We start from the raw sequence: 13,654 nt of genomic DNA on the forward strand, positions 1-13,654 counted from the left end.
GTTGAGTCAGACCACCGCTCCCCGTGTCCGGACGCTGCTGTTGCTGCTCCTCGCCGTCACCGGCGCGCTCCTCGCCGGGGCCGCGCCCGTCTCCGCGCACGCCGCACTGACCAGGAGCGACCCCCAGCAGGGAGCGGTGGTCGCCGAGGCGCCCGCCCAGGTGTCGCTCACCTTCTCCGAGCAGGTCGCGATGTCGGACGACTCGGTGCGCGTGCTCGATCCCAAGGGCGAGCGCGTCGACACCGGCAAGACGTCCGCGGCGGGCACCAACACCTACTCCGTGAAACTGCACTCCGGCCTGCCGGACGGCACCTTCACCGTCACCTACCAGGTGGTGTCGGCGGACAGCCACCCCGTCTCCGGGGCGTTCGTCTTCTCCATCGGGGCACCCTCCAAGACCTCCGTCGCCGTGTCCGGACAGGAGGCCGGCGGCGGGATCGTGGGCAATCTCTACGGCTTCGCCCGCTATGTGTCGTACACGGGGTTCATCCTCCTGATCGGCGGTTCGGCCTTCGTGCTGGCCTGCTGGCGGGCTGGTTCGGGCGTACGGGCGGTGCAGCGGCTCGTGGTCTCGGGCTGGCTCGCCCTGACCGGCGCCACCCTCGCCATGCTGCTGCTGCGCGGGTCGTACACCAGCTCGGGGGAGGTCGGGGACGTCTTCGACCTGGACCTGCTCAGCCAGGTGCTGCAGACCAAGACGGGCGCCGCCCTGGTGTCGCGGCTGCTGCTGCTCGCCGCGGCCGCGCTGTTCGTCGCCGTGCTCTTCGGGGCGTACGAGAAGCCTGACGACGAGGAGGAGGACGAGAAGGACGAGGAGAAGAAGGAAAAGGAGAAGAGCGACCTGACCTTCGGACTCGCCATCGGCGGGTTCGTCGTGGCGGCCGGTCTCGCGGCGACGTGGGCGATGGCCGAGCACGCCTCGACCGGCCTCCAGACGAACATCGCGATGCCCGCGGACATCCTGCATCTGCTCGCCGTCGCGGTCTGGCTCGGCGGACTGTCGACCCTGCTGGTGCTGCTCTACCGGACCCCGTCGCTCGATCCGTCCGCCGTGAGCCGTTTCTCCCGCCTCGCGTTCGGCAGCGTGGTCGTGCTGGTCGTGACCGGGATCTACCAGTCGTGGCGGCAGGTCGGCTCGTGGTCGGCGCTCACGGGCACCTGGTACGGACAGCTGCTGATGATCAAGATCGGCCTGGTGGTCGTCCTGGTCGGTGTCGCCTGGTTCTCCCGGCGGTGGACCGGCCGCCTCCTACAGGCACCGGCCGAGGAACCGGTGAAGGTGCCGGTCGGGGCCACGGCGTCGAGAACGCCCAAGGGCTCGAAAGCCCCGAAGAACCCCAAGGACCCCAAGGACCTCAAGGGGCGTGCGGGCAAGAAGGAGCCGGCCGCCGCGGACGGCGACGGCAAGCGGGCCGCCCAACTGGCGCGGCAGCGGGCCGCGGTGGCCACCGCGCGCGTGAAGCGCCTGCGGGACGCCGACCCGCTCCGCTCGGGCCTGCGCCGCTCGGTGCTCGCCGAGGCGGGCGTCGCGGTCGTCCTGCTGGCCGTCACCACCGTGCTCACGTCCACCGAACCCGGGCGCACGGAGGAGGAGGCGAAGGCCGCCGCCGGCGCCACCGCCCCGTCGGAGGAGACCGGTGTGGCGCTGTCGCTGGACATCCCCTTCGACACGGGGGGCCAGGACGGCAAGGGCATCGCCCGCATCGAGCTGGACCCGGCCCGCGTCGGCGGCAACGACATGCACGTCTACGTGGAGCGGACGAACGGCAAGGCCTTCGACATCCCCGAGGTCAAGGTCGCCTTCACCCTTGAGGCGAAGGACATCGGCCCGCTGCCCGTGGTCCCCGACCGCATCGCCACCGGACACTGGACGGCGAGCGGGGTGCAGATCCCGATGGCGGGCAGCTGGGAGATCGCGGTGACCGTACGGACGTCCGACATCGACCAGGTGACCGTCGACAAGAACGCGCAGATCGGCTGAGCGACACCATGGCTGAACAGTCCATCCCGAAGAACTCCGCTCCTCCGGATGCCTCCGCCTCTCCGGAGACCCCCGCCCCGGAGGTCTCCCTCGAAGCAGCCGAAGGGGCGTCCGCGAAGAGGGGTGTTCCCGGAACCGGAACCGGGGCCGGGGCCAGGACCGGGACCGGGGCCGACCGTGCCGGACACGGTCCTCGCGAGGAGCCCGTGCCGTCCCAGGAGTCCCGGGACTCGCAAGAACCCGGGAAGCCCCGCGAGCCCTCCTTCAGGGGCGTCGTCTCGCGGCGACGCCTGCTCGGTACCGCCGGTGCCACGGGCCTGGCGCTGGGCGCGGTGGGCGGTGCCGCCGGGTACGCCGCCGCACCCTCCGCCGACCGGACCGCACTCCTCAGCTCGGTGGGCGCGGACGAGGTGATGTTTCACGGGAAACATCAGCCGGGCATCACGACCCCCCTGCAGGCCCGCGGCCATCTCGTCGCCTTCGACCTGGCGGCGGGCGCGGGCCGCAAGGAGGCCGCCGCCCTGCTGCGCCGCTGGTCGGCGACCGCGCGGCGGCTGATGGCGGGCGAGGCGTCCGAGAGCGGTGACACGGACGTGGCACGCGACGCCGGTCCCTCGTCCCTCACCGTCACCTTCGGTTTCGGGCACAGCTTCTTCGCCCGTACGGGGCTGGAGAAGCAGCGCCCGATCGCCCTCGACCCGCTGCCCGACTTCTCCTCGGACCACCTCGACAAGTCCCGCAGCAACGGCGACCTGTGGGTCCAGATCGGCGCGAACGACTCCCTCGTCGCCTTCCACGCCCTGCGCGCGATCCAGCGGGACGCGGGCCGTGCGGCCAGGGTGCGCTGGCAGATGAACGGCTTCAACCGCTCGCCCGGCGCCACCACCCGCCCGATGACGACCCGCAATCTGATGGGACAGATCGACGGCACCCGCAACCCCGAGCCGTCGGAGTCCGACTTCGACCGGCGGATCTTCGTGCCCGACGCGGGCGACCCGTCCTGGATGGCGGGCGGCTCGTACGCCGTCGTACGCCGGATCCGGATGCTCCTCGACGACTGGGAGAAGCTCTCGGTCAGGGATCAGGAGGACGTGATCGGGCGCCGCAAGTCCGACGGGGCACCGCTGTCCGGCGGCACCGAGACGACCGCGATGGATCTGGACAAGGCCGGCGGCGACGGCAGGCTGGTGGTGCCCATCAACGCGCACGCCCGTATCACCCGGCCCGACGAGAACGGCGGTGCGGCGATGCTCCGCCGGCCCTTCTCCTTCCACGACGGCATCGGCACGGACGGGGTGCCGGACGCGGGCCTGCTCTTCATCTGCTGGCAGGCCGACCCGCTGCGCGGCTTCGTCCCGGTGCAGCGCAAGCTCGACCGCGGGGACGCGCTGTCCCCGTTCATCCGGCACGAGGCGAGCGGACTGTTCGCGGTGCCCGGCGGGGCGGCGGAGGGCGAGTACGTGGGGCAGAGGTTGCTGGAGGGGTGAGATCCGCCCGCCGGGCCACGGTGCACGCCCGGTGCCGGAATGCGCGGGCCGGGTCTCACACGGCCCATTAGGGTGAGCCCATGCCAGCCAGCTACGCGTATCTCGGCCCCGAGGGCACCTTCACCGAAGTGGCCCTGCGGACCCTTCCGGAATCGGCCACCCGCCAGCTCGTCCCGATGGTGTCCGTCCCCGCGGCGCTCGACGCCGTCCGGGCCGGCGAGGCCGAGGCCGCGTTCGTGCCGATCGAGAACTCGGTGGAGGGCGGCATCACCACCACGATCGATCAACTGGCCGTCGGCGAGCCCTTGTCGATCTACCGGGAGGTGCTCCTCTCGATCACCTTCGCGCTGCTGGTACGGCCCGGCACGGAGCTCTCCGACATCAAGACGGTCAGCGCGCACCCGGCCGCCCAGCCGCAGGTGCGCAACTGGCTGAAGGACAACCTGCCGGACGTCGTCTGGGAGTCGGCGGCCTCCAACGCGGACGCCGCCCGCCTGGTGCAGGAGGGGCGCTACGACGCGGCCTTCGCCGGTGAGTTCGCCGCCGCGCGGTACGGCCTGGTGCCCCTGCAGACCGAAATCCACGACGCGGAGAACGCGCAGACCCGGTTCGTCCTGGTGGGCAGGCCGGCCCGGCCCGCCGCGCCGACCGGCGCGGACAAGACGTCCGTGGTCATCTGGCAGGGCGACGACCATCCGGGCGCCCTGCTCGAACTGCTCCAGGAGTTCGCCGTCCGGGGCGTCAACCTGATGCTGCTGCAGTCCCGGCCGACCGGCGAGGGCATCGGCAACTACTGCTTCGCCATCGACGCGGAGGGCCACATCGCGGACCGCCGGGTGGCCGAGGCGCTGATGGGGCTCAAGCGGGTCTGCCCACAGGTGCGGTTCCTCGGTTCCTACCCGCAGGCCGATGTCGACCCCGGGAAGGTGCGCGCGCCGCGGGCCGGTACGTCGGACAGGGAGTTCGCCGCCGCCTCGGACTGGCTGGCGCGCTGCCAGGACGGCCGTTTCTGAGCGGTCCTCCCTTGCAGATTCCGAGCGGTCCTACCTGCAGATTGTCTTTGTCCACAGAAGTTGTCCACAGGGTCGCTTCTCGACCTGGGGACAAGTCGACAACGAAGCGGGCGCCGGTCGACAAATCGGTCCACAGTCGACAGTCGGCTCCACAGCCCATGCGCCACTCCTCGACCGCCTGTTTCCCCGAGTCGCCCCCCAGAGCGGATCAAATCCACCCGAACGTGCACGTGGAGGGGGTTTGACATGGGAGGCATTCGTCCCGGATGTGAATTTCGGAGCGATCACCTCCACTGTCCACAGATCTTTCGCACAGCCTGTGGATAACTCTTCCGGAGTGCGGGACCCTGTGGACAACTCCGCACCAAGTCCTGTACTTCACAAGGGAATCCAGTCAACGCACCACACCCCGCCCACCCCTTCCCGGGGAGCCAGACCTTCTCGATTGACGCGGCACGGCGGAATCTCGGCACTCACACAAGGGGACGGAAGGGGCATAGCGGAATACCGGGTCGTCCCGCCGAACCCCGCACCGGTAGCCTTGCGGGGTGATTGACCTTCGCCTGCTCCGTGAGGACCCCGACCGTGTCCGCGCCTCCCAGCGCGCCCGTGGAGAGGACGTCGCGCTCGTCGACGCCCTCCTCTCCGCCGACGAGCGGCGCAGGTCGTCCGGCGTGCGCTTCGACGAGCTGCGCTCCGAGCAGCGGGCGCTCGGCAAGCTCATCCCCAAGGCCGCGGGCGACGAGAAGGCCGAGCTGCTCCAGAAGGCCGGCCGGCTCGCGGCGGACGTGAAGACGGCGGACGCCGAACAGCACGAGGCGGACGAGGAGACCAAGCGCCTCCTCAAGCAGCTCGGCAACCTCGTGCACCCCGACGTCCCGGTCGGCGGCGAGGAGGACTTCGTCGTCCTGGAGACGCACGGCACGATCCGCGACTTCGGCGCCGAGGGCTTCGAGCCCAAGGACCACCTGGAACTCGGCGAGGCGCTGGGCGCCATCGACGTCGAGCGCGGCGCCAAGGTGTCGGGGTCGCGCTTCTACTACCTGACGGGGGTCGGCGCGCTCCTGGAGCTCGCGCTCGTCAACGCGGCGATCGCGCAGGCCACCGAGGCCGGCTTCGTCCCGATGCTGACCCCGGCGCTGGTCCGCCCGCGCGCCATGGAGGGCACCGGCTTCCTCGGCCAGGCCGCGGAGAACGTGTACCACCTGGAGAAGGACGACTACTACCTGGTCGGCACCTCCGAGGTCCCGCTCGCGGCGTACCACATGGACGAGATCCTCGACGCCGACAAGCTGCCGCTGCGCTACGCCGGCTTCTCGCCGTGCTTCCGCCGCGAGGCCGGTACGTACGGCAAGGACACCCGGGGCATCTTCCGCGTGCACCAGTTCGACAAGGTCGAGATGTTCTCGTACGTCGCCCCCGAGGACGCGGAGAACGAGCACCGGCGGCTCCTGGAGTGGGAGAAGCAGTGGCTGACCGGTCTTGAGCTGCCCTTCCAGGTCATCGACGTGGCCTCGGGCGACCTGGGTGCCTCCGCCTCGCGCAAGTTCGACTGCGAGGCGTGGATCCCGACCCAGGGCAAGTACCGCGAGCTGACCTCGGCCTCGAACTGCGACGGCTTCCAGGCCCGCCGCCTGTCGGTGCGCATGAGGGACGGCAAGAAGGTGCAGCCGCTCGCGACGCTGAACGGCACGCTGTGCGCCGTGCCGCGCACGATCGTGGCGATCCTGGAGAACCACCAGCTGGCCGACGGCTCCGTGCGGGTGCCCGAGGTGCTGCGCCCTTACCTGGGCGGCCGTGAACTGCTGGAGCCGATCGCGAAGTGAGCGGCATGACTGGGCCGGCCGCGTCGGCCGGAACCACCGGGCCGACCGGGGCGGCGGGGGCAGCGGGGGCGTTCCCCTACAAGCTCGTCGCGACCGATCTCGACGGAACGCTGCTGCGCTCCGACGACACGATCTCGGCGCGCACGCGCGAGGCACTCGCCGCGGCCACCGTGGCGGGTGCCGCGCACCTCGTCGTCACCGGCCGGGCGGTGCCCTGGACCCGGCACATCCTCGACGACCTCGGGTACGAGGGGCTCGCGGTGTGCGGTCAGGGCGCGCAGCTGTACGACGCCGGGTCGCACCGGCTGCTCACGTCGGTCACCCTCGACCGGCAGCTGGCGGGGCTCGCGCTCGCCAAGATCGAGGCGGAGGTGGGCCCGCTGGCCCTCGCCGCGAGCCGCGACGGCATCGACGGGGACGTGCTCATCGGCCCCGGCTACCGGGTGCAGGGCCTGCTGGAGGCCGTTCCTTTCACCGACGTGGCCGAGCTCTGGGCCGCGCCCCTGACGAAGATGTACATCCAGCACCCCCGCCTCACCGACGACGAACTGGCGTCCGCGGCACGGGCGGCGGTGGGCAACCTGGTGAGCATCGTGATGGCGGGCGAGGGCATCGTGGAGATCCTGCCCCTGGGCCTGTCGAAGGCCACGGGGCTCTCCCTGGCCGCCCGCCGCCTGGGCGTGAAGGCCGCCGACACGATCGCCTTCGGCGACATGCCGAACGACATCCCGATGTTCGCGTGGTCGGCCCACGGCGTGGCGATGGCCAACGCCCACGGGGAGCTCAAGGCCGTGGCCGACGAGCTGACCCTGTCCAACGACGAGGACGGCATCGCGGTGGTGCTGGAGCGACTGCTGGGCCGGTGACCGGGCCGGGGCACCCGCCGCGCCCGGGTGGGCGGCCCGCGCCAAGGTGCGCGCTCGAAGCGGCCGCCCCGGGCAGCTCCCCCTGCGGGGCGGGCCCGTCGGAGCCGACTGCTCCGGAGCCCGTGCACTGCCCTGCCGGGAGCTCGACGAACCGCCGCTGACGGGCATCGCCGCGCTCCTCTCCCGGACCTCGGCGCCGGGGAACCCGGCGACCCGGACATCACCACTGTGCCCGTGGACCGGGTCGAGCACCACCGAATAAAGCCGGGCACCACCGGACAGGCCGGGCGCCACCGGACGGAAGGGCACCCGGTGGCGGGGACCGCCGCGGACCGCGGTCAGCGGCGGCGGCGCCACCCGCGGCGCCGCGCCTTGCTGAAGAACCACCCCGCGGGCGGCTCGTCGGAACGCCACGGCTGCGGGTCGGGGCCGCCGTCACGCCAGCGGGCCGTGAGCATACGGGCCCGCGCGGACGGCTCGGCCGCCTCGGCGGACCGTATGAAGTCCTCGTCGAGGACCAGCCCGTCCCAGACCTTCCCGACCTCACCGACCTCCCCGGCGGGGCCCGCCCCGTCCTCGCCGGATCCCCGACCGCCGCTCCCCGGTGCTTTCTCCGCCATCCCCGTTCCTCCTCGCCGCATCCCCTCGGACCACTGTGCCGCGGCCCGCGTAAAACCGACTTCAAGATCACGAGGGGCGGCTCCACACATGCGTGGAGCCGCCCCTGCCGGACTGTTCCGCGAGGGCTACTCCTCGCCGGCCAGCGTCAGCGTCCGCAGCTTCCGGCCGGCGAACCAGGTGGCGGCGACGGTCACCGCGACCAGCAGCACCGTGCCGGTGACGAGGCTCACGTCCGAGGTGACGAGGTCTCCGCCGGACACCTTGTGGGCCACCGCGAGCGACCACTGCTGGACGCTGAGCGTCCGCGCCCCGGAGACCAGGGTCCCGAAGAGGGCCTCCCACACGAGTGCGTAGACGAGTCCGAAGACCACCGCGTGCCGTGTGACGGTGCCGAGCAGCAGGAAGAGCGCGGCGTACGCGATGGAGGCGACCAGCGCGGCCACCGTGTAGGCGACGGCGATCTGCTGGCCGTTGCCGTTGAGGATCATCCCGGCGACGAACGTCGGGAGCGCGGAGAACGCCATGGTGACGGCGATGGCGACGATCAGCTTCGTGAAGATGATCGTGGGGCGCTTGACCGGCTTGGCGAGCAGGTAGACGACCGAGCCGTCGTCGATCTCGGGGCCGATCGCCCCGGTGCCCGCGATGACACCGATGAGGGGCACCATCGTGGCGAGCGCGAACCCGCCGAGGACGTCCGCGGCCACCTGGTCGTCGGCACCCGTGAAGCCGCGTACGGCCACGGAGATGACGATCAGCAGGACGGGCAGGGCGCCCAGGATGAGGGCCCGGCGGCGGCCGAGGAGGCCGCGGTAGGTGAGCCGGGCGACTGTGGGGTCGTACATCTTTCGGCCTCCTACGCCGCGACGAGATACGAGAAGACGGACTCGAGGGACTCGTCGGACGGCGAGACCGTGAGCAGCCGGATGCCGTGGTCGCGGGCCACCCGCGGCAGCAGCGCCGTGAAACGGGGGAAGTCGACGGCCTGGATGCGCAGCGCGCCCTCCTGGAGGTCCACCTCGATGCCGGCCGTCGACGGGTCGGCGATGAGCGCGGCCGCGAGCGCGCGGTCGTCGCCGGAGCGGACCAGGTAGCGGTGCGGGCGGTCGGTCATCAGGCGGCGGATGCGGCGGAAGTCGCCGCTGGCCGCGTGCCGTCCGGCGACGATCACCTCGATGTGCGAGGCGAGCTGCTCGACCTCTTCGAGGATGTGCGAGGAGAAGAGGACCGTACGGCCCTCGTCGCCCATGCGCCGCAGCAGGTCCATCAGCTGCATGCGCTGCCGCGGGTCCATGCCGTTGAAGGGCTCGTCGAGCAGCAGCAGCGACGGGTCGTGGACGAGCGCGGAGGCCATCTTCACGCGCTGGCGCATGCCCTTGGAGTACGTCGAGATCTTGCGGTCCTGCGCGTACTCCATCTCGACCGTGGCGAGGGCCCGGTGGGCGGCCTTCTCGCCGAGGCCGTGCAGTTCGGCGTTGGCGACGACGAACTCGCGGCCGGTGAGGAAGTCGTACATCGCCTCGCGTTCGGGGACGATGCCGATCTGCTGGTAGATCTCCTCGTTGCGCCAGGTCGGCCGACCGTCGAGGGTGACGGAGCCGGTGGAGGGGGCCAGGAAGCCGCCCATCATGTTGATGAGGGTGGACTTGCCGGCGCCGTTCGGGCCGAGCAGGCCGGTGACGCCCGGGCCGATGGTCATGGTGATGTCGTTGACGGCCACCACGTTGCCGAACCAGCGCGAGACGTGGTCGATGGTGAGGGTGCTCATGGGCGCGGCCCGTTCCTTGGAAGGGTGGTGGCGGACGACGGGCGGGCGGTCACAGTCCGACCTTTCGGTAGCGGCGCATCAGGAGGCCGTAGCAGCCCGCGACGAGGCCCAGGACGACGAGCAGGTAGACGACGCCCTCGGCGCCGGAGGGGCCCGCGCCGCCGGGGAAGGCGGAGGACGCGCCCAGGAACGCGGTCTGGACCCCGTCGATCAGCGTGATGGGCGAGAAGAGCCCGAGCCAGGCGATCGCGTCGTTGCTGGACTGGTCGTAGGCGATGGCCTGGACGGTGGACACCGCCCCGTAGGAGATGGTCAGCACGGCGATGACGGCGGCGATGCCGAAGCCGCGGCGCGGGGTGACCGCCGAGATGACCAGGCCGATGCCGGCGAAGAGCAGGGAGAGCAGTGCCACGGAGAGGAGCCCTTGTGCGAAACCCTTGGTCTGGTCGGAGAAGTCGAGTTTGGCCAGCAGCGCGCCCACGTACAGCACGAGCAGCGGCGCGGCGGTGATGATGAACAGCGCCGAGGCCAGGGCCGCGTACTTGGCGCGCACGTAGTCGGCGGTCTCGATGGGGCGCGAGAAGTACAGCGGTACGGTCTTGAAGCGCAGGTCGCGCGAGACGGACTGCGGTCCCTGGGAAGCGACGTACAGGCCGATGACGGCCTGCATGATGATCGCGTAGCGCGTGTAGTCGACGGGCAGGTCCTTCGCCTTGGTGGCGACGGCGACCGCGACCATGATCAGCGCGGGGACGCACATCACCACGAAGAGCAGCATCGGCAGCACCTTGGACTTCACCGAGCGGCCGAGGCCGTACGCGCCGCGCAGGGACTGCGAGTAGAGCGAGCGGCGGGCGTACGCGCGTCCGAGGCGCGGGCCGTCGTAGTTGCGGTAGCCGATGTTGTGGATCCGGGTCTGCTCGCCCGCGCGAGCCGGGTCCTGGGCTTGGGCCTGGGTCTGGGCCTGGGCCGAGACCTGTGTCCGGGGCTGCTCAACCGCCATGGCGGACCGCCTCCTTCCGCTGTTCGTCGCCAGCCTGTCCGCCGTCGCGCTGTCCGTCGCCGTCCTTGGGTGTCTGCTCGTCGCCGTCCTTGAAGACCTCGGCGATGTGGTGCCTGCGCTGCTCCATCCGCACCAGGCCGAGACCGAGGTCGGCGACGGTGTCCCGCACCAGGTCGTACGTCTCCTCGCCCTGCGCGGTGAGCAGGAGGATGTGGCCCGCGCCCGGGAGACCGCTGCCGTCGTGGGTGTCGATCCCGCGCGCGTGCAGTACGTCGCGCAGCGCGGCGGTGCCGTCCGGGTGCTCGTCGGTGTCGGTGACCTCGACCGCGAGGATCGCCGTGCGCTGGGTGAAGTCCGTGGTGGAACTGGACCGCAGGAGCTTGCCGCCGTCGACGACGACGACGTGGTCGCAGGTGCGCTCCAGCTCTCCGAGCAGGTGCGAGGTGACCAGCACGGAGATGCCGAAGTCGGTGTGGATGCGGCGGATCAGGCCGAGCATGTCGTCGCGCCCGACCGGGTCGAGGCCGTTCGTCGGCTCGTCGAGGAAGACCAGCTGCGGGTCGTGGACCAGCGCCTGGGCGAGCTTCACCCGCTGCTTCATGCCCGTCGAGTAGCCGCCGATGGGGCGGTACCGCTCCTCGTAGAGGCCGACGTGGCGCAGCGTGTCCGCGGTGCGCTCACGGGCCGCCGCCGGGGGCAGGCCGGACATGCGCGCCATGTGGACGACGAACTCGGTGGCCGAGACGTCGGGCGGCAGACAGTCGTGCTCGGGCATGTATCCGACGCGCTCGCGGATCTCGCCGCCCTTGGTGGCGACATCGAGGCCGAGCACCGTGGCACGGCCCTCGGTGGCGGGGGACAGACCCAGCAGGATCTTGATCAATGTGGACTTGCCGGCTCCGTTGGCTCCGACGAGTCCGGTCACACCGGGTCCGACGTCCACGGAGAGCCGGTCAAGAGCGGTCACCCTCGGGAACCGCTTGCTCAGGCTTTCGGTCGCGATCACAGTCACGGTTCGAAGGTAGTGGCGCACGCCACATCAGTCGTCAGACCTGGGAGCTGTATCGCTGTCACCCTCCAGTCGTACGAGCCCGTAGGGGTCCCCCTCAGGTCGAACGACCGGGGCGATGGGGGAACGCTCTGTTGACGCGCCTTCCGACAATTGCCACATTCGTCGGAGCCGCATCACGGACGCACGCGTACCGCGGTCGGACCGGAACGGACGGTAGGAGAACGAGTGACCCTTCACGGTGCGCGCGAGCGCCGGGTACGTACGGGCGGAGTCGAGCTGTGCGTCGCCGAGCTGGGCGATCCCGCGCGGCCCACGGTGGTGCTCGTGCACGGCTACCCGGACTCCAAGGAGGTGTGGTCCGAGGTCGCCGGGCGTCTGGCGGAGCGTTTCCACGTGGTGCTGTACGACGTGCGCGGCCACGGCGGGTCCACCGCGCCCCGGCCGCTGCGCGGCGGGTTCACCCTGGAGAAGCTGACGGACGACTTCCTGGCGGTCGTGGACGCGGTCAGCCCGGACCGGCCGGTGCACCTGGTGGGCCACGACTGGGGTTCGGTGCAGGGCTGGGAGTTCACCACGGCCGGGCGCACGGAAGGACGGATCGCCTCCTTCACCTCGATGTCCGGTCCCTCCCTCGACCACTTCGGGCACTGGATCAAGGAGCGTGTGTCCCGTCCGACCCCCCGCGGGGTGGGTCAGCTGCTCGGCCAGGGCGCCAGGTCCTGGTACGTGTACCTGCTGCACACCCCCGTGCTGCCCGAGCTCGCCTGGCGCGGCCCTCTCGGCAGGCGGTGGCCGAAGGTCCTGCGCCGGCTGGAGAAGGTCCCCACCGGCGACTATCCGACGCCGTCGCTGCCCACGGACGCGGCTCACGGCGCCTGGCTGTACCGCGACAACATCCGTCCACGTCTGCGCAGGCCGCGCGCCGACGCGTACGCGCACGCGCCCGTGCAGCTCGTCGTCCCTCTGGGCGACGCGTTCCTGTCGGAGAGGCTCTACGACGGACTGGAGTCGTGGGCGCCCCGGCTGGTGCGCCGCGCCCTCCCCGCGAAGCACTGGGTCCCGCGCACCCGGCCCGACCTGCTGGCGGCCTGGATCACCGAGTTCGCGACCGCGACCGAGGGCGGTCGTCCCACACCCGGGGACGGTCGTCCCGCGACCGAGGGCGGCCGCCCCACGACCGAGGACGGCCGCCCCACGACCGGGGTGCGCGGCCCGTACGCCGAACGCTTCGGCGGGCAGCTCGTGCTGGTCACCGGCGCGGGCAGCGGCATCGGACGGGCCACCGCCCTGGCGTTCGCCGGAGCGGGCGCGCGCGTGGTGGCCGTCGACCGGGACCCGGAGAGCGCCGCGCGCACCGCGGAGCTGTCCCGGGACGCCGGCGCCCCGGAAGCCTGGGCCGAGACGGCCGACGTCTCGGACGAGCAGGCCATGGAGCGGCTCGCCGCGAAGGTCGCCGTCGAGTACGGAGTGGTCGACGTCCTGGTGAACAACGCCGGTGTCGGGCTGTCCGGCTCCTTCCTCGACACCACCGTGGAGGACTGGCGGAAGGTCCTCGACGTCAATCTGTGGGGGGTGATCCACGGTTGCCGGCTCTTCGGGAAGCAGATGGCCGAGCGCGGGCAGGGCGGCCACATCGTCAACACCGCGTCGGCGGCCGCGTACCTGCCCTCGAAGGCGCTGCCCGCCTACAGCACCTCCAAGGCGGCGGTGCTGATGCTCAGCGAGTGCCTGCGCGCCGAGCTGGCGGGCCGGGGCATCGGTGTCTCGGCGATCTGCCCCGGGTTCGTCAACACCTCCATCACCTCGACGGCCCGTTTCGCGGGAGTCGACGCCGAGGAGACCGAGGAGGAGGAACGGCGCCGGAAGAAGACCGCGCGGCTGTACGGGCTGCGCAACTACCCGCCGGAAAAGGTCGCCGAGGCCGTCCTGCGGGCCGTGGCCCGCAACGAGGCCGTGGTGCCCGTGACGGCGGAGGCCCGCGGTGGCCGCTTCCTGTCCCGGTTCGCTCCCGGGGTTGTGCGCGCGCTCGCACGGGCGGAGCCACCGTCGTGACCGGGCACCGTCACCATGCGGAACA

General features: G+C 71.5%; 11 protein-coding genes. 6 read left to right on the forward strand and 5 right to left on the reverse strand.

Annotated features, from left to right (window positions below):
• Position 1 precedes the first annotated feature (1 nt).
• From KM933_RS05945 to KM933_RS05965, 5 genes are all read left to right on the forward strand, one after another.
• Positions 2-1,981 (forward strand): copper resistance CopC/CopD family protein, encoded by a 1,980-nt coding sequence (locus tag KM933_RS05945; protein ID WP_221348833.1) that lies wholly within the window; start codon positions 2-4, stop codon positions 1,979-1,981.
• Positions 1,982-1,989: 8 nt separating this feature from the next.
• The gene (gene efeB / locus KM933_RS05950) at positions 1,990-3,468 is read left to right on the forward strand and encodes an iron uptake transporter deferrochelatase/peroxidase subunit (RefSeq protein WP_430727285.1); all 1,479 of its coding nucleotides are present in this window, start codon (positions 1,990-1,992) and stop codon (positions 3,466-3,468) included.
• An 80-nt stretch (positions 3,469-3,548) separates the two neighbouring features.
• Positions 3,549-4,481: a prephenate dehydratase gene (pheA, locus tag KM933_RS05955; protein WP_221348838.1), complete on the forward strand. Its 933-nt coding sequence runs from the start codon at positions 3,549-3,551 to the stop codon at positions 4,479-4,481.
• 548 nt (positions 4,482-5,029) lie between these two features.
• The gene (gene serS, locus KM933_RS05960; RefSeq protein ID WP_221348840.1) at positions 5,030-6,307 is read left to right on the forward strand and encodes a serine--tRNA ligase; all 1,278 of its coding nucleotides are present in this window, start codon (positions 5,030-5,032) and stop codon (positions 6,305-6,307) included.
• 5 nt (positions 6,308-6,312) lie between these two features.
• On the forward strand, positions 6,313-7,173 hold the full coding sequence (locus KM933_RS05965; protein ID WP_221348842.1) for an HAD family hydrolase: 861 nt from the start codon (positions 6,313-6,315) through the stop codon (positions 7,171-7,173).
• A 338-nt stretch (positions 7,174-7,511) separates the two neighbouring features.
• On the opposite strand, the gene KM933_RS05970 is transcribed toward KM933_RS05965, so the two are convergent.
• The 5 genes from KM933_RS05970 to KM933_RS05990 all read right to left on the reverse strand — a co-directional run bounded on the left by KM933_RS05970 (position 7,512) and on the right by KM933_RS05990 (position 11,571).
• On the reverse strand, positions 7,512-7,793 hold the full coding sequence (locus KM933_RS05970; protein WP_221348844.1) for an SGM_3592 family protein: 282 nt from the start codon (positions 7,791-7,793) through the stop codon (positions 7,512-7,514).
• A 126-nt stretch (positions 7,794-7,919) separates the two neighbouring features.
• Complete coding sequence (locus tag KM933_RS05975; protein WP_221348846.1) at positions 7,920-8,639, reverse strand: ABC transporter permease; 720 nt, start codon at positions 8,637-8,639, stop codon at positions 7,920-7,922.
• A gap of 11 nt (positions 8,640-8,650) precedes the next feature.
• A complete protein-coding gene (locus KM933_RS05980) occupies positions 8,651-9,562 on the reverse strand; it encodes an ABC transporter ATP-binding protein (protein ID WP_221348848.1) in 912 nt (303 codons plus the stop codon).
• 49 nt (positions 9,563-9,611) lie between these two features.
• Complete coding sequence (locus KM933_RS05985; protein ID WP_221348849.1) at positions 9,612-10,565, reverse strand: ABC transporter permease; 954 nt, start codon at positions 10,563-10,565, stop codon at positions 9,612-9,614.
• On the reverse strand, positions 10,555-11,571 hold the full coding sequence (locus KM933_RS05990) for an ABC transporter ATP-binding protein (protein WP_221349007.1): 1,017 nt from the start codon (positions 11,569-11,571) through the stop codon (positions 10,555-10,557). The genes KM933_RS05985 and KM933_RS05990 overlap by 11 nt, the downstream gene beginning before the upstream one ends.
• Before the next feature lie 231 nt (positions 11,572-11,802).
• Between KM933_RS05990 and KM933_RS05995 the strand changes: the two genes are divergently transcribed.
• Positions 11,803-13,629 carry an SDR family oxidoreductase gene (locus KM933_RS05995; protein ID WP_221348851.1) on the forward strand — a complete coding sequence of 609 codons (1,827 nt, stop codon included), beginning with the start codon at positions 11,803-11,805 and terminating at the stop codon, positions 13,627-13,629.
• The last annotated feature ends 25 nt before the right edge of the window (positions 13,630-13,654 follow it).

Source organism: Streptomyces beigongshangae (assembly GCF_019710745.1).
Lineage (GTDB): Bacteria > Actinomycetota > Actinomycetes > Streptomycetales > Streptomycetaceae > Streptomyces > Streptomyces beigongshangae.